This window comes from Tropicibacter naphthalenivorans (assembly GCF_900176475.1).
Lineage (GTDB): Bacteria > Pseudomonadota > Alphaproteobacteria > Rhodobacterales > Rhodobacteraceae > Tropicibacter > Tropicibacter naphthalenivorans.
This window is the reverse complement of sequence record NZ_FWXX01000001.1, coordinates 457,643-477,506: the sequence shown is the minus strand read 5'-3', so window position 1 is coordinate 477,506 and position 19,864 is coordinate 457,643. Positions and strand designations below refer to the sequence as shown.

Genomic DNA, 19,864 nt, shown 5'->3' with positions numbered 1-19,864 from the left:
TTGGCATTCGGTCGCGCGTGTCATACCCCAGACCTAAGCGGCTCGAAAGCCCTTAATCTTTAGCGCTAACACAATACGAATATAATGGGGTCCCATGCAGTCATTTTTCGCGGAAGGAGAGCTGATCGGCGTGTTGACGACCCAGCCGCTCGACCGCGTTCTGGACTACAAGGCGCCAGAGGGCGGCTGCCACTTGGGGGCCTTTGTCGAGGTGCCTTTGGGGCCGCGCAAGGTGGTGGGCGTGGTCTGGGGGCCGGGCAAGGGCGACTACGACCGGTCAAAAATCCGGTCGGTCATCCGGGTGCTGGATGTTGCGCCGATGCGCGATGAAATGCGGGTTTTTCTTGAGAAATCAGCGGCCTACACGATCACACCGCTCAGCGCGATGTTGCGCCTTGCGACCCGTGCGCCGGGGCTTGGCGATCCGCCGTCCATGCGCAAGGTCTATCGCCGGGGGACCGGGCTGCCTGACCGGATGACTGACGCGCGCCGCCGTGTGATTGACGCGTCCGAAGAGATGGGCGGGCTGTCCCTGACCTTGCACGAACTGGCCGAGGCGGCAGGGGTCACGACGTCGGTGGTCAAGGGGCTGGTGAAGTCCGGTGCCATCACCGAGGAAGAATCGCCCCGCGACTCGGCCTTCCCCCTGCTCGACCCGGAGTACGGCGCGAAGGAGCTGACCGAAGATCAGGCCGCCGCCTCGGAAAGCCTGCGGCAAGGCCAGCGCGCCGGGGCCTATGAGACGGTCTTGCTCAAGGGCGTGACCGGCTCTGGCAAGACCGAAGTCTACCTTGAAGCGGTCGCCGAAGCCCTGCGCCAAGGCCGCCAAGCCTTGGTCCTCTTGCCGGAAATCGCGCTGTCGGGCGAGTTTCTCTTGCGGCTCGAAGCGCGGTTCGGCGCGCGGCCCGCCGAATGGCATTCCGGCGTCACCATGACCGAGCGCCGCCGCGTCTGGAAGATGGTCGCCGACGGGCACGCGCAGGTGGTGGTCGGCGCGCGCTCGGCCCTTTTCCTGCCGTTCCAAAGGCTCGGCCTGATCGTCGTCGATGAGGAACACGACACCAGCTACAAGCAAGAAGAGGGCGTGATGTACAACGCCCGCGACATGGCGGTGCTGCGCGCGTCGATTCTTGGGGCGCAGGTGGTTTTGGCCACGGCGACGCCCAGCCTTGAAAGCTGGGCCAATGCCGATGCGGGCAAGTACAAACGCCTGACCCTGACCAGCCGCTTTGGCGTGGCGGTGATGCCCGAGATGCGCGCCATCGACATGCGCCGCGAAGAGCTGCCCAGCAACCGCTGGATTTCCCCGAGCTTGCAGCACGCGGTGGCGGCGCGGATGGCGCGGGGCGAGCAGGCTTTGCTGTTTATGAACCGTCGCGGCTATGCGCCGGTGACACTGTGCCGGGCCTGCGGGCAGCAGATCGGCTGCGATCACTGTGACGCGCGGATGGTCGAGCACCGCTTTTTGAAACGCCTGATCTGCCACCAATGCGGCGAGAGCAAGCCGGTCCCCACCGTCTGTCCGCATTGCGAGGCCGAGGATAAGCTGGCGCCTGTGGGGCCGGGGGTCGAACGGCTGGCCGAAGAGGCGCAGGCGCTGTTCCCCGAGGCGCGCATCGCTGTGCTGTCTTCGGACCTTTATGGCACGGCGCGCGAGCTGAAGGCGCAGATCGAGGCCATCGCGCAGGGCGGGGCGGACATCATCATCGGCACGCAGCTGGTGGCCAAGGGGCACAACTTTCCCAAGCTGACGCTGGTGGGGGTGATCGACGCGGACCTCGGCCTGCAAGGCTCGGACCTGCGGGCGGCGGAACGCACGTTCCAGCTGATGCGGCAGGTGGCGGGGCGCGCCGGGCGGGCCGAGAAACCCGGCGAGGCGGTTTTGCAGACGTTTCAGCCCGAGCACCCGGTGATCCGCGCGATCCTGTCGGGGGATGAAGAGGCGTTCTGGCAGGCCGAAGCGGATGAGCGCCGCGCGGCGGGGATGCCGCCTTATGGACGGCTGGCGGGGATCATCCTGTCGGGCGAGGACGTGCAAAAGGTGTTTGACCTTGGCAACTGGCTGGCGCGCAACGACGCGCCGCTGCGGCGGATCGGGGCGATGGTGCTGGGGCCTGCGCCTGCGCCGATTGCGCGGGTGCGCGGGCGGCACCGGGTGCGGCTGCTGGTCAAGGCCGAGCGGGGCGTGGCCTTGCAAGCGGCGCTGTCCGAGTGGGTTGGGGCGGCACGTCTGAGCGGGGACCTGCGGCTGGCCATCGACATCGACCCGCAGAGCTTTTTCTAGACGCCTGATCCGCAGCCCTGATCCACCGGAGCGCTATCGCGCGCAGTTTGGTTTGCGCGTGCGCCGCGCGTGCGCCAAGGGGCAGGCCCCTTGGAACCCCGGCGCGTGTCTTGGGGGTCTTCGCGCAACCATCGCGCGAAGGTCGCGGCGCATGGGTCACAAGGAAACCTTCTTTGGCGCTTTGCCTTGTTTGTGGGGGGGCGCGCCTCTACATCGACAGGCATGAAACGCTGGATCCCCTTTCTCAAAAATGACCCGCAGGTCAATGTCGTGCGTCTGCAAGGCGCGATTGGTGCGCCGGGGCGGTCGTCCATGAGCGATCGGTCGGTTGCGCCGATGCTGGAGCGGGCCTTTCGGGGCAAGCCGGATGCCGTCGCGCTGGAGATCAACTCGCCCGGTGGCTCGCCGGTGCAGTCGTCCTTGATCGGGGCGCGCATCCGCCGCCTGGCCGAGGAAAAAGACATTCCCGTGGTGGCCTTTACCGAGGATGTGGCGGCCTCTGGCGGCTATTGGATCGCCTCTGCGGCGGATGAGATCATCGCCGACCCGTCGTCGATCCTTGGGTCCATCGGGGTGATTTCCGCCGGTTTTGGCGCGCATGTGTTCCTGCAACGGCAGGGGATCGAGCGGCGCGTTTACACGGCGGGCAAGTCCAAGAGTATGCTCGACCCTTTCCGCCCCGAAAGCGAAGAGGACGTGGCGCGGTTGCACCGCCTGCTGGGGCAGCTGCACGAGACCTTTATTGGGCACGTCAAATCGCGGCGCGGCGCGAAGCTGGCCGAGAATGACGAGCTGTTCACCGGCGAAGTCTGGATCGGCCAAAGCGCGGTGGACGTGGGTCTTGCCGATGGCGTCGGCCATCTGGTGCCCTACATGAAGGATCGCTTTGGCGACAAGGTCCGCTTTAAGCGCTTTGAGGCGAAAAAGCCGCTGCTGCCGCGTCTGGGCGTTCAGGCGATGCAAGGCGCGCTGGCCGAGGTCGAAGAGCGCGCCGAATTCGCGAGGTTCGGGCTGTAACATGCTGGCCAAGATTGTCTTTTTGTTTCTGGCGTTCATCGCCGTCCTTGGGATATTCGGGCGGCTCAAGGTGCCGGGCGGGGCGAGGCTCGCCAGCCTGAAACGCAAGACGCTTGATGCCAAGAAATGCCCCGACTGCGGGCGATACCAGATCGGCCAGGGGCCGTGTGACTGCCGCAAAGGGAAACGCTAAATGGTCTTTGTCTATGCGGTTATCGGCCTGCTGATCCTGCTGCTGGCGGGGGACGCCTTGGTCAAGGGGGCGGTGAACCTGTCGCTGCGCGTGGGAATCCCTGCGCTGATAGTGTCGCTGACGATTGTCGCCTTTGGCACCTCGGCGCCCGAGCTGTTGATTTCCATCAAGGCCGCCTTGGAAGGGGTGCCGGGCATCGCGCTGGGCAACGTGGTGGGGTCCAACACCGCCAACGTGCTGCTGGTGCTGGGGATTCCGGCGCTGATCACGGTGATGCACACCAGCGTGTGTGACACGCGCAAGAGCTATGCGCAGATGATCGTCTCGACCCTGCTGTTTATCGTGCTGGCCTTCCGGGGCGTGTTCGACTGGATCGCGGGGATCGTGCTGCTGGCGGCGCTGTCGTGGATCCTGTTCACCCAAGTGATGGAAGCGCTGGCCCACCGCCGCGCGGGCAAGGCCGACGCAGAGCTCGAAGAGCCCGAAGGCGCGGACCCCGACATGCCGTGGTGGAAAATCGCGCTGTTCCTTGTGCTGGGCCTGATCGGCCTGCCGCTGGGCGCGGACCTGCTGGTGGACAGCGCACGAGAGATTGCCTTGATGTTTGGCGTGCCGGACACGGTGATCGGGCTGACGCTGGTGGCGATTGGCACGTCCTTGCCGGAACTGGCGACCACCGTCATGGCGGCATTGCGCAAGCAGGCGGACGTGGCCATTGGCAACGTCATCGGCTCGAACATGTTCAACCTGTTGGCCATCATCGGCATTGCGTCCCTGATCGCGCCGATGCCGGTGGACCCGGCGTTCTTGCGGTTCGATCTGTGGGTCATGCTGGGCGCGTCGCTGATCCTGCTGCCCTTCGTGTTTTTCGGGCGCGATCTGGGCAAGGTCTGGGGCGCGGTCTTGTCTGCGCTGTATGTGGGCTATGTGATCCTCGTACTGGTGTAAGAGGAGGCGCGGGATGCGCAACACAAAGCGAGCGTTGGTGACCGGCGGGGCGAAACGGTTGGGCCGGGCCATGGCGTTGGATTTGGCGGGGCAGGGCTATGACGTGGCGGTGCACTACGGCCATTCAGCCGAGGCCGCCGAAGAGGTCGTCGCCCAGATCAAGGCAATGGGGCAGGGGGCTGTGGCCGTACAGGCCGATCTGCTGTCCGAGGACGCCACGCAGGCGCTTCTGCCCGCCGCGGCAATGGCGCTTGGCGGGCCGATCCACGTGCTGGTCAACAACGCCTCTATTTTCGAATACGACACGCTGGACAGCGCCACGCGCGACAGCTGGGACCGCCATATGGAAAGCAACCTGCGCGCGCCTTTCGTGCTGACGCAGGCCTTGGCGGCGCAGGTGCCGGACCCCGTGAGGGATGAGAACGATGAACCCGTGGCCCAAGGTCTGGTGGTCAATATGATCGACCAACGGGTGCGCAAGCTGACGCCCGAGTTCATGACCTACACCATCGCGAAAATGGGCCTCTGGGCGATGACGCAAACCACCGCCATGGCCCTCGCGCCGCGGGTGCGCGTCAACGCCATTGGCCCCGGCCCGACCCTGCGCGGCGGCCGCCAAACCGAGGATCAATTCGCCAATCAGCGCGCCGCGACCCAGCTGGAACGGGGCGCAAACCCCGGCGATATCTGCGCCGCCCTGCGCTATTTTCTGACCGCGCCTGCGATTACCGGGCAACTGCTGTGCGTGGACGGCGGGCAGCACCTGAATTGGCAGACGCCGGACGTAAAAGACATGGAATGATGCGGTTGCAGCATAAGTTTTGCACCGCTTCACGGCGGTTAACAAATCCGTTACAAAAACTATAAGCTTTCCAAGGGTTTGTACCGTTATCAAAATTTTAACAAGCAAAATCAATGCGTTACAAAATCGCCTAAAAATTAAGCATCTTTACGAAGTCACCAAAAAACAAGGAAAAATTCGGGATGCCCATAATTAACCTACAGACTTATCCACAGAAAGCGTGGATGTAATCGCCCTTGAACCCACCGCCCCGGCATTGCAGCAAAACCGGGGGAATCGGACCCTGACGTAAGGTAAGTGGATACCGCGATGACAGACGTGGAAACTTCGCAAGACACCCCTCGTGGACATGAGGTGATCCAGTCTTATCTGCGGCTGCTGGACAGCTCTCCCGGCGTGTACCGGATGCTCGATGAGCAAAGCCGCGTGCTGTATGTGGGCAAGGCGCGGAACCTGCGCGCGCGGGTGTCGAGCTATGCCCGCCCCACCGGTCATTCGCGCCGGATCGAGCGGATGATCTCCGAGACGACCTCGATGATGTTCCTGACCACGCGCACCGAAACCGAGGCGCTGCTGCTGGAACAGAACCTCATCAAGCAGCTCAAGCCCAAGTTCAACGTGCTGCTGCGCGACGATAAATCCTTTCCCAATATCCTCGTGACCGATCACGCCTTTCCGCAGATCAAAAAGCACCGCGGCGCGAAAAAGGAAAAGGGCGACTACTACGGCCCCTTCGCCAGCGCGGGGGCGGTGAACCGCGTGCTCAGCCAGCTGCAAAAGGCGTTCCTGCTGCGCAACTGCGCGGATTCCATGTTCGAAACCCGCACGCGCCCCTGCTTGCAATACCAGATCAAGCGCTGCTCAGGTCCGTGCGTTGGCAAAATCTCGGAACAGGAGTACGCCGCCGCCGTGGCGGACGCCCAGCGGTTCCTGTCGGGCAAATCCACGCAGGTGCAGGCGGTGCTCAAGACCCAGATGGAAGAGGCCTCCGAGGCGATGGAGTTCGAACGCGCCGCCGCGCTGCGCGACCGTATCCGCGCCCTGACGCAGGTGCAGACGTCCCAAGGCATCAACCCGCAAGGGGTGGCCGAGGCGGACGTGATCGCCTTGCACTTGGAAAACGGGCAGGCCTGCGTGCAGGTCTTTTTTATCCGCGCCAATCAGAACTGGGGCAACCAGGATTTCTACCCGCGCGTCGGCGAAGACGTCTCGCCCGCCGAGGTGATGGAGGCCTTCCTCGGCCAGTTCTACGACCAAAAAGACCCGGCGCGCCTGATCCTGCTGTCCCACGGCATCGACGACGAAGACCTCATGTGTCAGGCGCTCTCTGACAAACTCGGCCGCAAGGTGGACATCGCCGTCCCCCAGCGCGGTGAAAAGGCCGAACTGGTCGATGGTGCCGCCCGCAACGCCCGCGAAAGCCTCGCGCGCAAGATGTCCGAAACGGCGACGCAGGCGAAACTGCTGCGCGGTCTGGCAGACGCCTTCGATCTGGACGCCCCGCCGCAGCGCATCGAGGTCTACGACAACTCGCATATTCAGGGCACCAACGCCGTGGGCGGGATGATCGTCGCCGGCCCCGAGGGCTTCATGAAAAACCAGTACCGCAAGTACAACATCCGCGGCGATGACCTGACGCCGGGCGATGACTTTGGTATGATGAAAGAGGTGCTGACCCGCCGCTTTACCCGCCTGCTGAAAGAAGACCCCGACCGCTCCAAAGGCCTCTGGCCCGACCTCTTGCTGATCGACGGCGGCGCGGGGCAGGTCTCGGCGGTGGATGAAATCATGCGCGAATACGACGTCACCGACATCGCCATGGTGGGCGTCGCCAAGGGCATCGACCGCGACCACGGCAAAGAGGAATTCCACCGCGTCGGCCAGCGCCCCTTTGCCCTACGCCACAACGATCCCGTGCTCTACTTTGTCCAACGCCTGCGCGACGAGGCCCACCGCTGGGCCATCGGCACCCACCGCGCCAAACGCGCCAAGGCCGCCGTCGCCAACCCCCTCGACGAAGTCCCCGGCGTCGGCGCCGCCCGCAAACGCGCGCTGCTCGCCCACTTCGGCTCGGCCAAAGCCGTCAGCCGCGCCAACCTCTCCGACCTCAAGGCCGTCGATGGCGTCTCCGAAGCGCTCGCCGAACGCATCTACGCCTACTTCCACGAAAAGGGCTAAGCCCCGGTCTTCTTCTCTTTGAAAATATCCCGGGGGTGAGGCCGCAGGCCGAGGGGGCAGCGCCCCCTATCCCAATGCCGCCAACGCATCCCGCACCCCTTCAGGCAGCGAAACGGGCCGCCCTTCAGGCCCGGTGAGCACATGCACGAAAAACGCCGCAGAACTGGCCACATCCTCGCCATTGCGAAACAGCCCCAGCTCGAACCGCACCGAACTCCGCCCCAGATGCCCCACCCGCAGACCAACGTGCAGCACATCGGGAAAGCCACTTTCGGCAAAATACCGGCAGCCGCTCTCGACCACCACGAACCGCAACGCCTCCGGCCCGGTCAAGGCCCAACCCTGTTCCAGCATCCAGTAACTCAGCGCCGTGTCAAACACCGACAGGTACTCGGCGTTGTTCATATGGCCGTAGGCGTCATTGTCCTTCCACCGCGTCGGGATCGTATAAAACGCCTGATACGCGGCACGCAGCTTGGGGGCAGGGCGGCTCATTGCTGGCGGATCATGCGGAACAGGGCCGACGCGCCCCAGCCCGCCACCGCCGCAATCGCCAGCGACAACAGGCCATAGACCAGCGGCTGCTCACGCGAGAGCACGAACAGCCAGCGTTCAATCCCGACCTTGCGCACCTCGATTTCGGTTTCCAGCTTGGACACCACCTGACCGCCCCGCGTCAGGAAGATGCGGGTGGGATAGCGGCCTTCGGTCAGGTTGGCGGGCAAGCTGATCGACGTGTCGAACAAGGTCTGCTCGCGCAGCGTGACCGCGTTTTCAAGCAACTGATACTGATCGTTGTCCTCGCGGATGCGGATCAACGCTTCGGTAAAGGTCTGCGAATTCAACACGTCCATGGGCGCCCCAACCGAGCGGATGGCGTGCGGGATCGACACCCGGTGGCGCATGTCTTCGACGTTGGAAATCGCCTCGTCCCACGGGGCCGAGGTGGCGATGGCGTAAAAGGACGGGGCGTGATCAATCTCCACCGCGGCGGTGTTCACCCAGATGCCATAAGCATGAGACTTGCGCCGCACGGTCACCGGCAAGGATGGCCCCGCCACGGTGACGACCACCTGGATCGGCTCTTCGGGCATGGGCGCGTCCCGCTTGATCGCGCCGTAAATCAGGATCTCCGAGCCGTCGAAATCGGTGGAAATCGACACGCTGTCCTGCGACAGGCCCAGCACAACCTCTTCGGCCGAAGCGGGCAGCGCAAGGGCGCAAAGCAAGGCCAGCGCGCGCCACATCAGTGCGTCTCCGCGATGGAGTAAAGCTCGGACGGCTCCAGCAACAGCTCCAGCCCGATCTTGAGACAGACCGCCAGCACCAGCGCAGCCAGCAGCACGCGCAGCTGTTCGGCCCTGAGCTTGGTGGCGACGACGGTGCCGACCTGCGCGCCCACCACGCCGCCGATCAGCAACAGCAGCGCCAGCGCAATGTCCACGGTGTGGTTGGTCGAGGCGTGCATCACGGTGGTGAACGCGGCGACAAAGATGATCTGGAACAGCGAGGTGCCCACGACAACTTTGGTCGGCATTCCAAGCAGATAGATCATGGCGGGCACCATGATGAAGCCGCCCCCCACACCCATGATCGCCGCAAGAACGCCAACGGAGAACCCGACGACCAGCGGCGGGATCACGGAAATATACAGCCCCGAGGTGCGGAACCGCATTTTCAGCGGCAAACCATGCACCCAGTTGTGCTTTTTGCGGGCGGGGGGCGCGCCTCGGCGGGATTTGCGCAGGGCGCGCAGGCTCTCGACCATCATCAGGCTGCCGATGATGCCAAGGAACACCACGTAAAACAGGTTCACCAGCAGGTCGACCTGCCCCAACTGCTTGAGGTGGTTGAACAACCCGACCCCAAGGAACGCCCCAAGGATACCGCCCACCAGCAGCACCGTACCCATCCGTAAGTCAACCGTCCGCCGTTTGAGATGCGCCAGCACGCCCGAGACCGAGGAGGCGACGATCTGGTTCGCCCCGGTGGCGACGGCCACGGCGGGCGGGATGCCGATGAAGAACAGCAATGGCGTCAAAAGGAACCCGCCGCCCACGCCGAACATGCCGGACAAAATGCCGACGATGCCGCCAAGGCCCAACAGCAGGAAGGCATTGACCGAAACTTCGGCGATGGGCAGGTAGATTTGCATAGATATTCGTACTCTCAAGCCGCGTGATTTTGCAAGTGCAGCGCGAAGGAGAGGTTACCAAATTGTGCGCCTTTGGCGCGCAGATGCCTCGGCTGCGCCTCGGGGCAAGACGCGCGGTGACGGGCCCGCCCGGGCTTTGGAATGTGCCGGGCGGGGGGCGCTTAGCGTTCCTTGATGTAGGGCTCGCCGCCCGCACGCGGGGGGATGGCCTTGCCGACGAAACCCGCGAGGATGATCACCGTCAGGATGTAGGGCAGGGCATCCATGAACTGCACCGGGACGGTAAAGGCCCCAAGGTCGATGTTCTGGAACCGCAGGGCAACCGCCTGAAGCAAGCCGAACAGCAGGCACGCCCCCATGGCGTACCATGGCCGCCACTTGGCAAAGATCAGCGCGGCGAGCGCGATGTAGCCTCGGCCTGCGGTCATCTCACGCACGAACCCGGCTTGGAGGCCCGTGGCGAGGTAAGCTCCCGCCAGACCGCAGAGCACACCGGCGATGGCGATGGCGGCAAAACGCAGCCCCGCGACGGAAACGCCCGCGGTGTCCACCGCCTCGGGGGCCTCGCCGACGGCGCGCAGGCGCAGGCCAAAGCGGGTGCGATACAGCACCCACCATGTCAGCGGTACCATGGCAAAGGCGACGTAGACAAGGATCGAGTGGCCCGAGATCAGGTCTGCGTAGATCGGCCCGAGGAACGGCACGTCACGCAGCGCATCGGCAAAGGGCAGGGTGATTTCTTCGAAGCGGCCTTTGCCGATCAAGGATGGGGTGCGCCCCCCTTGGCTGAACCAGTCCTGCGCGATCAGCACCGTCAGCCCCGAGGCGAGGAAGTTCAGCGCCACGCCGGAGATCAGCTGGTTGCCGTGGAAGACGATCGAGGCCAGCCCGTGCAGGCCCGACAGTGCCATGGACGCGGCGATCCCCGCCAGCAGCCCCAGCCAGACCGAGCCGGTCATATAGGCCACCGCGGCGCTAAAGAAGGCGGCGATGAGCATCTTGCCCTCTAGCCCGATGTCGACAATGCCGGAGCGTTCGGAAAACAGCCCCGCAAGGCAGGCCAGCAGCAGCGGCGTGGACAGGCGGATCGTGCTGTCGAGCACTTGGATGACGGTGTTGAAATCCATGGGTCAGCTCCTTGCCGTGGCGAGCTTGAAAGCGAAAAGGGTGAAGAGCGTGCCCAGGGTGGCCTCGATCCCTCGGCGGGCGCGGTGGTAGAGCGCGCGGACCGGCGAGGCCGAGAGGGCAAGCGCGTAGGCCGCGTGGCCGATCAGCGACATGGCGAACGCGCCCAGCAGGAACAGGGCGACGATGGGCGCGGGCGCGCCGTCCGTTGCGCCGACCGAGGCGATGGCGATCCAAAAGACGATGGCCTTGGGGTTGGTGACCTGCATGAGGTAGCCGACGGTAAAGGCTTTGGTCACGCTCAGCGGCGGCATCTCGGCGGGGGCGACGGTCGGCGGATGCGCGGCCTTGCGGAACGACCCATAGGCGAGCCACAGCAGATAGGCGGCCCCGATCAGTCGCAGGGCAGAGACGGCCCATGCAGTCTGTTGCATCAGCAGGCCGACCCCGGCGAGGGTCAGTGCGGCGATGGTCAGCGCGCCAAAGGACACGCCGAGCGACGCGAACAGCGCCGAGGCGCGCCCGCGTGACAAAGCCACGCCCAGCAGCATAGCCACGGCGGGGCCGGGCGACAGAACGGCGACCAACTGGATCGAATAGGCGGCAAGGACGCCGGGGAGGTACTCCATCAGCGGGCCTCCTTGCGGAAATAGAGAAAGGCTTTTTCCAGCGGCATCCGGACCATGTTGTCGAGCGCGCCGGTGAAGAGGATCACGAGCGCTTGGATCACGTCGACCAGCTCGCGCGGGATGTTCGCCCAAAAGGCCAGCTCTGCGCCGCCTTGGTAGAGGAAGCCGAACAGCAGCGCGGCGAGGAAGACGCCGACCGGGTGCGAGCGGCCCATGAGCGCCACGGCGATGCCGATAAAGCCCGCCCCTTCGGAGGCGTTGAGCACCAGCCGTTCGGCCTCGCCCTGCGTGGTGTTGAGCGCCATCAGCCCCGCCAGTGCGCCAGAGATCAGCATGGCGACCACGGTGATCTTGACGGGCGAGATGCCCGCGTATTCGGCGGCGGTTTCGGACTGGCCAAAGGCGCGAATTTCATAGCCCAGCTTGGTGCGCCAGATCAGCAGCCAGACCAGAACGCAGGCGGCCACGGCGATGAAAAAGCTGACATTAGCAGGCGAGCCGCGAAACAGCGGATTGCCGTCTGAGGCGAACATATCAAAGAAGGTCGGCAGATGCGTCGTGGCGGGGAAGGCGGCGGTGGCGGGCTCCATCGCGCCAGCGGGCTTGAGCATATTCACCAGCACATAGTTCAGGAGGGCGGCGGCGATAAAGTTGAACATGATCGTGGTGATCACGATATGGCTGCCGCGTTTTGCCTGTAGATAGGCTGGGATCAGTGCCCAAGCCGCGCCAAACAGCCCGGCGGCGGCGATGGTAAAGATCAACGAGAGCGACCAATGCGGGAAGGGGATATAGAGGCAGACGAGAGCAACACCCAAGCCGCCAACCATGGCCTGCCCCTCGCCGCCGATGTTGAAGAGCCGCGCGTGAAAAGCGACTGCCACGGCGAGGCCGGTAAAGATGAAATTGGTGGCGTAATAGAGGGTGTAGCCCCAGCCGGTGGATTTCATCAGCGCGCCGTCGACCATGGCCATAAAGGCGGTGATCGGGTTTTCGCCGATGGCGAGGATAACTCCGGCCGAAATCAGCGCCGCGAGCAGGATCGAGATCAGGGGAACAAGGACCGCATCGGCCCAGGCGGGCATTTTATCCATGTTGTGCAGACTTTCGTAGCAGGGCGCAGGTGGTGGGGGCAGATGCCTCCGGCGGGGATATTTGGGCAGAGAAGAAACAGGGGGCGCGCGAAGGGGCAGCGAGAGGGCGCGCTGGTTTGCGGGTTGGCCGGTGTGCGTGTGTCATGCGGTGGCGGCCTTTGCGGTGTCGGTGATGCCAGCCATCAGCAGGCCCAATTCGGTTTGGTTGGTGTCCGCAGGCAGGCGTTCGCCCATGATGTGGCCGTCGAACATGACGGCGATGCGGTCTGACAGGGACATGATTTCGTCGAGTTCGACGGAAACGAGGAGGATGGCTTTGCCCTTGTCGCGCAGGCGGACGATTTCCTGGTGGATGAATTCGATGGCGCCGATGTCGACGCCGCGGGTGGGCTGGCCGATCAGCAGAATGTCGGGGTCGCGTTCGATTTCGCGGGCGAGGACGATTTTCTGCTGGTTGCCCCCCGAAAAGTTGCGCGCCGCGAGGTTGGGGTTGGGCGGGCGCACGTCGTAGCGGTCCATCTTGGCCTGGGCTTCGGCGCGGATGGCGGCGTTGTCCATCAGGGGGCCTTTTTGGATGGCCGGGTCGCGGTGGTAGCCGAAGACAGTGTTTTCCCATGCGGTGTAGGGGAGGATCAGGCCTTCGTGGTGGCGATCTTCGGGGACGTGGGCGATGCCGCGGGCGCGGCGCGATTGCCCGTCGGAGTGTTTGCCGGTGAGGTCGATTTCGCTGCCGTTGACGCGGACGGTGCCGGTGGCGTCGGCATAGCCGCCCAGCACGTGGAGCAGCTCTGTCTGGCCGTTGCCCGAGACGCCCGCGATGCCGAGGATTTCCCCGGCGCGCACGTTCAGCGAGATGCCCTTGAGCCGCTGGACGCCGTGGCTGTCGGTATGTTTCAGGTTCTCGATTTCCAGGATGGGCGCGCCGACCTGCGCCGGGGCCTTGTCCACGCGCAGCAGCACCTTGCGGCCCACCATCAGCTCGGCCAGTTCCTCTGGGGAGGTTTCCGAGGTCTTTACCGTGGCGGTCATCTCGCCCCGGCGCATGACGCTGACCGTATCGGTTATCTCCATGATTTCGCGCAGTTTATGCGTGATGAGGATGATGGTCTTGCCTTCGCGCTTCAGCCCTTCGAGGATGCGGAACAGGTGGTCGGCCTCGGCGGGGGTCAGCACGCCGGTTGGCTCGTCGAGGATCAGGATATCGGCCTCGCGGTAGAGCGCCTTGAGGATCTCGACCCGCTGCTGGTGGCCGACGCTGAGGTTCTCGATCAGCGCCTCGGGGTCGACGTTCAGCTCGTATTCCTGCGCCAGCTTTTTCAGCACGCCGCGCGCCTTGGACAGCGAGGGACGCAGCATCGGGCCATCCTCGGCGCCGAGGATCACGTTTTCCAGCACGGTAAAGTTCTGCACCAGCTTGAAGTGCTGAAAGACCATGCCGATGCCCGCCGCGATCGCCGCCTGACTGTCGGTGATGTCCTTGCGCGCGCCGTTGATCCAGATCTCGCCCGCGTCGGCCTTGTAGAACCCGTAGAGGATCGACATCAGCGTCGACTTGCCCGCGCCGTTTTCGCCGATGATCCCGTGGATGGTGCCGGGCATCACGCGGATCGAGATATCCTTGTTGGCCTGCACCGGGCCAAACGCCTTGGAGATGCCTTTCAGCTCAATCGCGGGGGTGTCGCTCATCTGGCCCGTCCTTTTTCCATTCGGTTAATATTTGCAGAGGCGGCGGGGCTTGAACAGAGCAAACCTCAGGTGACGCGGGGGCGGTTTTGGTGGCTGTGCAAATCGGCGGCACTGGCCTAGGGTTCGCGGCATGAGTGTGTATGATCCCAAGGGAAATGGCAAAGACCGCGCGGTCGAGCAGGTGCAATTCATCGAGGCCGCCCCGCCCGAGCATCTGCGCGCGGTGGTGCATCGGTTTTTGGACCTGCGGACCGACGGGGCGCTGGCGCAGGACTATCGGTTTCACGCGCTGCCCGACGCCTGCACCTATGTGGTGTTCGACCAGATCGCGCCGGAGGTCTGCGGCGTGACGCGGCTGCGCGCCTCGTCCGAGGAATTGAACCTTGGGCGGGCGTTTCACTTTACCAACATCCGGTTTTTGCCAGGGGTCTGGCAGGGCGCGTACGGCCTTGGGCAGGTCGGCGCGGCCTATGAGGGGGCGCTGCCGTTGCGGGCGGTGAATGCGCGGATGGCGGGGCTGTCGTTCGAGGACAAGCAGGCGGTGCTGGCCGAGTTTGTCGATACGCTGGTGGCGCAGGGTCTGGTTGTGGCCAACCCGGTGACGGAACGGATTTTCGCGCGCATTGATGACATTTTCTCGGTGGCGGATATGGCCGAGGTCGCGGGCCTGTCGCCGCGCCAATTGCAGCGGGTTTTGAAAAGCACCACGGGGTTCAGCCCGCATGACTTCTTTAAGATCTTGAGATTGCAGCAATCCTTGGGCGGAGAGCCGTCCCTGTCCTATGCCGATCAGTCGCATTTCATCCGCTCCTTTCGGCAGGCGACGGGCTATACCCCCGGTCAGTATGCGCGAAAGTTCGATGTCTGAAATCTACTATATCGGGTGACGGGCTCGCGCTAATCTGCCTTCATCAAGACACGCGAACAGGAGTTTTAACGATGTCGCAGATGAACGCAGTGGGTTGGTTCGATATTTTCGTGGACGATCTGGACCGCGCGGTGAAGTTTTATGAGACGGTCTTTGCCGTCACGCTCGAAGCCATCGGCGATCCCACGGGCGAATCGCAAATGCGCGCCTTTCCGACCGAGATGACCGGCTATGGCGCGGGCGGTGCGATTTCCAAATCCGAGCACGCCCAGCCGGGGCCGGGGGGCACGGTGGTCTACTTTCAGGCGCAGGATTGCGCGGTCGAAGAGGCACGCGTCGAGGCGGCGGGCGGCGTGGTGCTGCGGCCCAAGTTCTCTATCGGAGAGTTCGGCTTTGTTAACCTGTGCCAGGACACCGAGGGCAATATTTTCGGCATCAGCTCGATGCAGTAAACGCCCCCCCGCAAGACATGAAAAAGGCGGCCCTGACATCGCGGGGCCGCCTTTCGCTTGTTCAACCTGAATTAGAACGTCAGCGCCGGGCAGGTGTCGTCTGCGGAATAGTCATGCACGGTGATGGTGCCGTCGATGATCGCCTGACGGGCTTCGTCCACGGCGGCCTTCATCTCGTCGCTGACCAGCTTTTCGTTGTACTCGTCCAGCGCGTAGCCGACGCCTTCATCGGCCAGACCCAGAACCTTGACGCCGGTTTCCAGATCCGCGCCTGCGGTCATGGCTTCGTTCACCGCCACGTCGACGCGCTTGAGCATCGAGGTCAGCATGTTGTCCGGGTGCAGGTAGTTCTGGTTGCTGTCGACGCCGATGCCCATTTTGCCTTCGTCAGCGGCGGTTTGCAGAACGCCCAGACCGGTGCCACCCGCTGCGGCAAAGATCACGTCCGCGCCTTGGGAAATCTGCGCCTTGGCCAGTTCCGAGCCCTTCACCGGGTCGTTCCAAGCCGCCGGAGTGGTGCCGGTCATGTTGGCGATGACGGTGGTGTCGGGGTTCACGGCCTTGGCGCCCTGCGCGTAGCCGCAGGCGAACTTGCGGATCAGCGGGATGTCCATGCCGCCGACAAAGCCCACGGTGTCCGACTCAGAGGCCATCGCCGCCATCATGCCCACCAGATAGCTGCCTTCATGTTCCGAGAACAGGATCGACAGGACGTTCGGGTGCTCGCCCGGATCGACAAAGCCGTCGATGGTCACGAACTTGGTGTCGGGATAGTCCGCCGCGACGGACGCGATCGGCGAGGACATGGAAAAGCCGGTGGTCACAACCGGGTTGAAACCCGCTTCGGCAAAGCGGCGCAGAGCCTGCTCGCGCTGGGCTTCGGATTGCAGTTCGATGTCCTTGAAGGTGCCGCCGGTGGCTTCGGCCCATGCGGTCGCGCCGTTGAAGGCCGCTTCGTTAAAGGATTTGTCGAACTTGCCGCCGAGATCGTAAATCAGCGCCGGATCGGCCAGAGCCGCGCCAGCGGTCACGGCGAGAGCGGCGGCAGAGCCGAGGATCTTGGTCATGAAGGTCATGGTAAACTCCCAGTTGAAAGGCGTGTTGGATCGCCTTCTTGGTTTTGACTGTTCAATCAAAGCCGCAGGTCGGGCAAAGGGTCAACCGGTTTTTAACCACGTCGGCAAAGGGTGGCCGTAACGTCAGGGCAGGGTTTTGCTCATTAAAATGGCGTCATCGCGCCCGCCGAGGGGGCTATTGTAATAGTCTTTGCGCAGGCCCGTTTGGCGATACCCACATGCTGTATACAGCGCGCGGGCCGGGGCGTTTTGCGCCGCAACCTCTAGAAAAACCGATGCCGCGCCTCTTTTTTGGGCATCGCGTTCGAATTGCGTGAGCACCCGGCGGCCTTCGCCCCGACCTTGCGCGTCTGGATCGGTGGCAAGGGCAAGGATTTCCGCCTCGTCGACGATCACTTGTCCAAGGACAAAGGCGTGGGTAGTGGTGGTCAGCAGGGCGATGGGCCGCGCGAGGGTGTCGGCGAAATCACCGGCGCTCCACGGGTGCAGATAGACGTAGGCGCGGGCGCTGATGTCGGCCAATTGCTCAGGAGTCATCTCCGTGCACCTATGGTGTCACGTCTAGGATGACCGGGGGCGCATCGCGGCTGGGGGCTGCGTCGGCGGGCTTGATATACAGCGGGGCGGGGCGTTGGCCCGTCGCCTTTGTCGCCGCGATCTGCGCCATGGCGGTCACATGCGCGCGGGCGTCATAGTCCGTCGACAGGGCAAAGCCCGCGGCCTCGGTCATCGGCGCAAGGCGCGGGGTGCCGTCGTTCAGATAGGCTTGGTCGCGCGGGGCGGGGATGGCGGTTTTGGCACTGCCGGACAGCGCCTCTGTCGTCTCGAACAGCGACACGCCTACGGCGGGAATCCCAAGCCCCAAGGCCAGCCCGCGCGCCGCCGACACAGAAATGCGGATGCCGGTAAAGTTGCCGGGGCCGATGCCCACGGCGATGCGGGTCAGGTCGGCCCAGTCCTTGCCCGCCTCGGCCAACGTCTCGGCCAGCAACGGCATCAGGCGTTCGGCCTGGCCGCGGCCCATCTCTTCGACGCGCGTCGCCAAAACCGTATCGCCACAGACCAAAGCGGCGGCGCAATGCGCCGCCGATGTGTCAAAGGCCAGAATGGTCTGTTCAGACGGCAACGGGCCGCACCTCGGTCACCTCGGGGATGTAGTGGCGCAGCAGGTTCTCGATCCCCATCTTGAGCGTCAGCGTCGAAGAGGGGCAACCCGCGCAGGCCCCTTGCATGTGCAGGTAAACCACGCCGCGATCGAACCCGTGGAAGGTGATGTCGCCGCCGTCCTGAGCCACCGCCGGGCGCACGCGGCTGTCCAGCAGTTCCTTGATCTGGCCGACGATCTCGCTGTCTTCGCCCGCGTCGTGATCGGCGTGGCCGCCGGCCTGCGCCGCGCCATCGTTCATCACCGGCGCGCCGGACTGGAAGTGCTCCATGATCGCGCCGAGGATCGCCGGTTTGACGTGGTCCCAATCGACGGCGTCGGTTTTCGTCACGGTGACGAAGTCATTGCCAAAGAACACGCCGCAGACGCCATCGACCCCGAAAAGGCGCTGGGCGAGGGGGGAAGCGCTGGCCGCCTCGGCCGAGGGGAAATCAGCGGTGCCCATGTCCAGAACGGTCAGGCCGGGCAGGAATTTGAGCGTTGCGGGGTTCGGGGTGGATTCGGTCTGAATAAACATCTGGGTCGCACCTTTCTTGGCTTGTCCAATATATGCGCCTCGCGCCGCGCAGCGTCAAGGTTTGGAATTATTCTAAAAATGCGCTCGTGAAGGGGCGCAGCGTCGACAGGATCTCTGAGTGGATCACGCGGCGGTCGCGCAGCCCCCTGTCCGAGCAGATGTTATCGTCGCCCGCGATGCCGATCACAACCTTGCCCATCAGACTACAGGCGGGCAGGGCGCTAAAGTGCGCGGCGCCGGGGATTGCGGTGTAGCTGGCCCCCGGCAAAGCCTGCGCCAGCGTATCGGCGCGCATGGCGTCGGGGATCGCGCCCGGCACGCCAAGGTTCAACACCATGGCGGGCGTGTCAAAGGCGGCGATGCTGTCCGGCGTGGCGGCTTGGGGCAGCGCGGGGTCCAGCGCCATCACGCCGGTGATGCGCGCGTCGGAGCGGTCGGCGTCATAGCGCGCCGCGTCGATGGTGCTGAAATCGACGCCCGCATCCTGCATCCAGCCGCAGTCGACCAGCCCTCGGTTGCGGTCGCAATAGTCAATAAAGCGCGCCTTGGACACGCGCAGCCCGCCCAGGGCCAGCGCGGTGTATCCGCCCAGCGAAAAGCCCGCCGACAGCGTGGTGCCAGTGCCGCGAAACCCCTCCAGCCCGCCGTTATCGAGCCAGTCGAGCAAGGCGGTCATGTCGTCGGTGCGTTCCCACACCATGACGGTGCGGGCGGGAATGCTATCGCGGGAGGTTGTGCCGGGGTGGTTGGGCGCAACAACCACAAAGCCCGCGTTGGCGAGGTCCGCCAGCAGCCAGCCCATCTGCACCGCGTTGCCCCCCGAGCCGTGCGAGAACACAACAACCGGGGCGGTGTCGGGCAAGGGCGCATCCGGGCGCACGTGGTGGCCGTAGAACAGCGCGTTCTGGCCGATCAACTCGGGCGTTCCGGTCTCGGCAGGATACCAGACATGCACGGGCAGCGGCACATCGCGGTGCGCCACCTCTAGCGTCAGGCTGCGATAGCCCGGCACCTGCGCGGGCGGATCAAAAGGCCGCGCCGAGGCGAAAAAGACAAAGGCCAGCAAGCCCAGCCCCAACAGGCCAAGCGCGGCAAGGGCACGCAAAAACAAACGCATCGAAAACCACCTCACGTAGATTGCGCGCTTGCTATGGCATCCTTAGGTAATCGCGTCCAGACGTTCCTTGGACATATCGCCCGGCACGATGGTCATCGGCACCGGCAGGGTGCCCGCGTTCTTGGTCATCTGCGTCACCAGCGGGCCGGGGCCTTTTTTCGACACGGCAGCGCCCAGCACGAGGATGCCGATTTCCGGGTCGTCATGCACCTGGGCGAGGATTTCCGTCGCCGGGTCGCCTTCGCGGATCACCAGCTCGGGGTCGACGCCCTGCTTGTCGCGCATCCACTTGGCAAACACCTCGAAATGCGCGTGAATACGCTCGCGCGCCTCTTCGCGCATGATGTCACCGACGCCGATCCAGTGGTTGAACTCGTCGGGGGGGATCACCGACAGGATTTCCACCCCGCCCCCGGATTTCGACGCGCGCATGGCGGCAAAGCGCATGGCGTTCAGGCATTCGCGGCTGTCATCGAGGACAACAAGAAACTTGCGCATGGATCACTCCCTATCGTGGCGGATCATGGCGCGAAGGCGGGGGCTTTGGCAACTGTTACC

General features: G+C 64.3%; 21 protein-coding genes. 8 read left to right on the top strand and 13 right to left on the bottom strand.

Features of this window, described 5'->3' with window-relative positions; genetic code table 11:
* The first annotated feature begins 94 nt into the window (after positions 1 to 94).
* The 6 genes from B9A11_RS02320 to uvrC all read left to right on the top strand — a co-directional run bounded on the left by B9A11_RS02320 (position 95) and on the right by uvrC (position 7,422).
* Complete coding sequence (locus B9A11_RS02320; RefSeq protein ID WP_058245964.1) at positions 95 to 2,284, top strand: primosomal protein N'; 2,190 nt, start codon at positions 95 to 97, stop codon at positions 2,282 to 2,284.
* 222 nt (positions 2,285 to 2,506) lie between these two features.
* On the top strand, positions 2,507 to 3,301 hold the full coding sequence (locus tag B9A11_RS02315; RefSeq protein WP_058245965.1) for a S49 family peptidase: 795 nt from the start codon (positions 2,507 to 2,509) through the stop codon (positions 3,299 to 3,301).
* Between the two features lies 1 nt (position 3,302).
* Positions 3,303 to 3,494, top strand: a complete 192-nt coding sequence (locus B9A11_RS02310; protein ID WP_058245966.1) for a hypothetical protein — start codon at positions 3,303 to 3,305, stop codon at positions 3,492 to 3,494.
* Positions 3,495 to 4,442 (top strand): calcium/sodium antiporter, encoded by a 948-nt coding sequence (locus tag B9A11_RS02305; RefSeq protein ID WP_058245967.1) that lies wholly within the window; start codon positions 3,495 to 3,497, stop codon positions 4,440 to 4,442.
* Positions 4,443 to 4,455: 13 nt separating this feature from the next.
* Positions 4,456 to 5,244, top strand: coding sequence for an SDR family oxidoreductase (locus tag B9A11_RS02300; RefSeq protein ID WP_058245968.1), 789 nt, complete (start codon positions 4,456 to 4,458; stop codon positions 5,242 to 5,244).
* Between the two features lie 309 nt (positions 5,245 to 5,553).
* Positions 5,554 to 7,422 (top strand): excinuclease ABC subunit UvrC, encoded by a 1,869-nt coding sequence (uvrC, locus tag B9A11_RS02295; RefSeq protein ID WP_058245969.1) that lies wholly within the window; start codon positions 5,554 to 5,556, stop codon positions 7,420 to 7,422.
* Positions 7,423 to 7,488: 66 nt separating this feature from the next.
* On the opposite strand, the gene B9A11_RS02290 is transcribed toward uvrC, so the two are convergent.
* The 7 genes from B9A11_RS02290 to B9A11_RS02260 all read right to left on the bottom strand — a co-directional run bounded on the left by B9A11_RS02290 (position 7,489) and on the right by B9A11_RS02260 (position 14,111).
* A complete protein-coding gene (locus tag B9A11_RS02290; RefSeq protein WP_058245970.1) occupies positions 7,489 to 7,917 on the bottom strand; it encodes an acyl-CoA thioesterase in 429 nt (142 codons plus the stop codon).
* On the bottom strand, positions 7,914 to 8,669 hold the full coding sequence (locus tag B9A11_RS02285; RefSeq protein ID WP_058245971.1) for a TIGR02186 family protein: 756 nt from the start codon (positions 8,667 to 8,669) through the stop codon (positions 7,914 to 7,916). The genes B9A11_RS02290 and B9A11_RS02285 overlap by 4 nt, the downstream gene beginning before the upstream one ends.
* Positions 8,669 to 9,577 carry a sulfite exporter TauE/SafE family protein gene (locus tag B9A11_RS02280; RefSeq protein WP_058245972.1) on the bottom strand — a complete coding sequence of 303 codons (909 nt, stop codon included), beginning with the start codon at positions 9,575 to 9,577 and terminating at the stop codon, positions 8,669 to 8,671. Before B9A11_RS02280 ends, B9A11_RS02285 begins: the two co-directional genes overlap by 1 nt.
* A gap of 161 nt (positions 9,578 to 9,738) precedes the next feature.
* A complete protein-coding gene (locus B9A11_RS02275; protein WP_058245973.1) occupies positions 9,739 to 10,704 on the bottom strand; it encodes an ABC transporter permease in 966 nt (321 codons plus the stop codon).
* 3 nt (positions 10,705 to 10,707) lie between these two features.
* On the bottom strand, positions 10,708 to 11,331 hold the full coding sequence (locus B9A11_RS02270) for a LysE family translocator (RefSeq protein ID WP_058245974.1): 624 nt from the start codon (positions 11,329 to 11,331) through the stop codon (positions 10,708 to 10,710).
* Positions 11,331 to 12,425: an ABC transporter permease gene (locus B9A11_RS02265; protein ID WP_058245975.1), complete on the bottom strand. Its 1,095-nt coding sequence runs from the start codon at positions 12,423 to 12,425 to the stop codon at positions 11,331 to 11,333. The genes B9A11_RS02270 and B9A11_RS02265 overlap by 1 nt, the downstream gene beginning before the upstream one ends.
* Positions 12,426 to 12,566: 141 nt before the next feature.
* On the bottom strand, positions 12,567 to 14,111 hold the full coding sequence (locus tag B9A11_RS02260) for an ABC transporter ATP-binding protein (protein WP_058245976.1): 1,545 nt from the start codon (positions 14,109 to 14,111) through the stop codon (positions 12,567 to 12,569).
* 130 nt (positions 14,112 to 14,241) lie between these two features.
* Here B9A11_RS02260 and B9A11_RS02255 point away from each other — a divergent pair, with 130 nt between their 5' ends.
* Together B9A11_RS02255 and B9A11_RS02250 are read left to right on the top strand one after the other, a co-directional pair.
* Entirely contained in the window at positions 14,242 to 14,979 is a 738-nt protein-coding gene (locus tag B9A11_RS02255) for a helix-turn-helix domain-containing protein (protein WP_234988708.1), read from the top strand.
* 71 nt (positions 14,980 to 15,050) lie between these two features.
* Entirely contained in the window at positions 15,051 to 15,431 is a 381-nt protein-coding gene (locus tag B9A11_RS02250) for a VOC family protein (RefSeq protein ID WP_058245977.1), read from the top strand.
* A gap of 71 nt (positions 15,432 to 15,502) precedes the next feature.
* Here the strand turns inward: B9A11_RS02250 and B9A11_RS02245 are convergent, their stop codons facing one another.
* From B9A11_RS02245 to B9A11_RS02220, 6 genes are all read right to left on the bottom strand, one after another.
* Complete coding sequence (locus B9A11_RS02245) at positions 15,503 to 16,507, bottom strand: BMP family lipoprotein (RefSeq protein ID WP_058245978.1); 1,005 nt, start codon at positions 16,505 to 16,507, stop codon at positions 15,503 to 15,505.
* Positions 16,508 to 16,630: 123 nt separating this feature from the next.
* Complete coding sequence (gene rimI / locus B9A11_RS02240; RefSeq protein WP_058245979.1) at positions 16,631 to 17,044, bottom strand: ribosomal protein S18-alanine N-acetyltransferase; 414 nt, start codon at positions 17,042 to 17,044, stop codon at positions 16,631 to 16,633.
* A gap of 10 nt (positions 17,045 to 17,054) precedes the next feature.
* Entirely contained in the window at positions 17,055 to 17,633 is a 579-nt protein-coding gene (tsaB, locus tag B9A11_RS02235) for a tRNA (adenosine(37)-N6)-threonylcarbamoyltransferase complex dimerization subunit type 1 TsaB (protein ID WP_058245980.1), read from the bottom strand.
* Positions 17,623 to 18,189 (bottom strand): NifU family protein, encoded by a 567-nt coding sequence (locus B9A11_RS02230; protein ID WP_058245981.1) that lies wholly within the window; start codon positions 18,187 to 18,189, stop codon positions 17,623 to 17,625. The genes tsaB and B9A11_RS02230 overlap by 11 nt, the downstream gene beginning before the upstream one ends.
* A 67-nt stretch (positions 18,190 to 18,256) precedes the next feature.
* A complete protein-coding gene (locus B9A11_RS02225; protein ID WP_058245982.1) occupies positions 18,257 to 19,306 on the bottom strand; it encodes an alpha/beta hydrolase family protein in 1,050 nt (349 codons plus the stop codon).
* Positions 19,307 to 19,348: 42 nt separating this feature from the next.
* Positions 19,349 to 19,804: a universal stress protein gene (locus B9A11_RS02220; protein ID WP_058245983.1), complete on the bottom strand. Its 456-nt coding sequence runs from the start codon at positions 19,802 to 19,804 to the stop codon at positions 19,349 to 19,351.
* Positions 19,805 to 19,864: the final 60 nt, after the last annotated feature.

Coding starts and splice junctions, on each gene's coding strand:
- B9A11_RS02280 (WP_058245972.1), bottom strand. CDS start 9,577: ATGCAAATCTACCTGCCCATCGCCGAAGTTTCGGTCAATGCCTTCCTG.
- B9A11_RS02225 (WP_058245982.1), bottom strand. CDS start 19,306: ATGCGTTTGTTTTTGCGTGCCCTTGCCGCGCTTGGCCTGTTGGGGCTG.
- B9A11_RS02255 (WP_234988708.1), top strand. CDS start 14,242: ATGAGTGTGTATGATCCCAAGGGAAATGGCAAAGACCGCGCGGTCGAG.
- B9A11_RS02320 (WP_058245964.1), top strand. CDS start 95: ATGCAGTCATTTTTCGCGGAAGGAGAGCTGATCGGCGTGTTGACGACC.
- B9A11_RS02220 (WP_058245983.1), bottom strand. CDS start 19,804: ATGCGCAAGTTTCTTGTTGTCCTCGATGACAGCCGCGAATGCCTGAAC.
- B9A11_RS02230 (WP_058245981.1), bottom strand. CDS start 18,189: ATGTTTATTCAGACCGAATCCACCCCGAACCCCGCAACGCTCAAATTC.
- B9A11_RS02310 (WP_058245966.1), top strand. CDS start 3,303: ATGCTGGCCAAGATTGTCTTTTTGTTTCTGGCGTTCATCGCCGTCCTT.
- B9A11_RS02290 (WP_058245970.1), bottom strand. CDS start 7,917: ATGAGCCGCCCTGCCCCCAAGCTGCGTGCCGCGTATCAGGCGTTTTAT.
- B9A11_RS02315 (WP_058245965.1), top strand. CDS start 2,507: ATGAAACGCTGGATCCCCTTTCTCAAAAATGACCCGCAGGTCAATGTC.
- B9A11_RS02275 (WP_058245973.1), bottom strand. CDS start 10,704: ATGGATTTCAACACCGTCATCCAAGTGCTCGACAGCACGATCCGCCTG.
- uvrC (WP_058245969.1), top strand. CDS start 5,554: ATGACAGACGTGGAAACTTCGCAAGACACCCCTCGTGGACATGAGGTG.
- B9A11_RS02285 (WP_058245971.1), bottom strand. CDS start 8,669: ATGTGGCGCGCGCTGGCCTTGCTTTGCGCCCTTGCGCTGCCCGCTTCG.
- B9A11_RS02245 (WP_058245978.1), bottom strand. CDS start 16,507: ATGACCTTCATGACCAAGATCCTCGGCTCTGCCGCCGCTCTCGCCGTG.
- B9A11_RS02260 (WP_058245976.1), bottom strand. CDS start 14,111: ATGAGCGACACCCCCGCGATTGAGCTGAAAGGCATCTCCAAGGCGTTT.
- B9A11_RS02305 (WP_058245967.1), top strand. CDS start 3,495: ATGGTCTTTGTCTATGCGGTTATCGGCCTGCTGATCCTGCTGCTGGCG.
- B9A11_RS02270 (WP_058245974.1), bottom strand. CDS start 11,331: ATGGAGTACCTCCCCGGCGTCCTTGCCGCCTATTCGATCCAGTTGGTC.
- rimI (WP_058245979.1), bottom strand. CDS start 17,044: ATGACTCCTGAGCAATTGGCCGACATCAGCGCCCGCGCCTACGTCTAT.
- B9A11_RS02300 (WP_058245968.1), top strand. CDS start 4,456: ATGCGCAACACAAAGCGAGCGTTGGTGACCGGCGGGGCGAAACGGTTG.
- B9A11_RS02265 (WP_058245975.1), bottom strand. CDS start 12,425: ATGGATAAAATGCCCGCCTGGGCCGATGCGGTCCTTGTTCCCCTGATC.
- B9A11_RS02250 (WP_058245977.1), top strand. CDS start 15,051: ATGTCGCAGATGAACGCAGTGGGTTGGTTCGATATTTTCGTGGACGAT.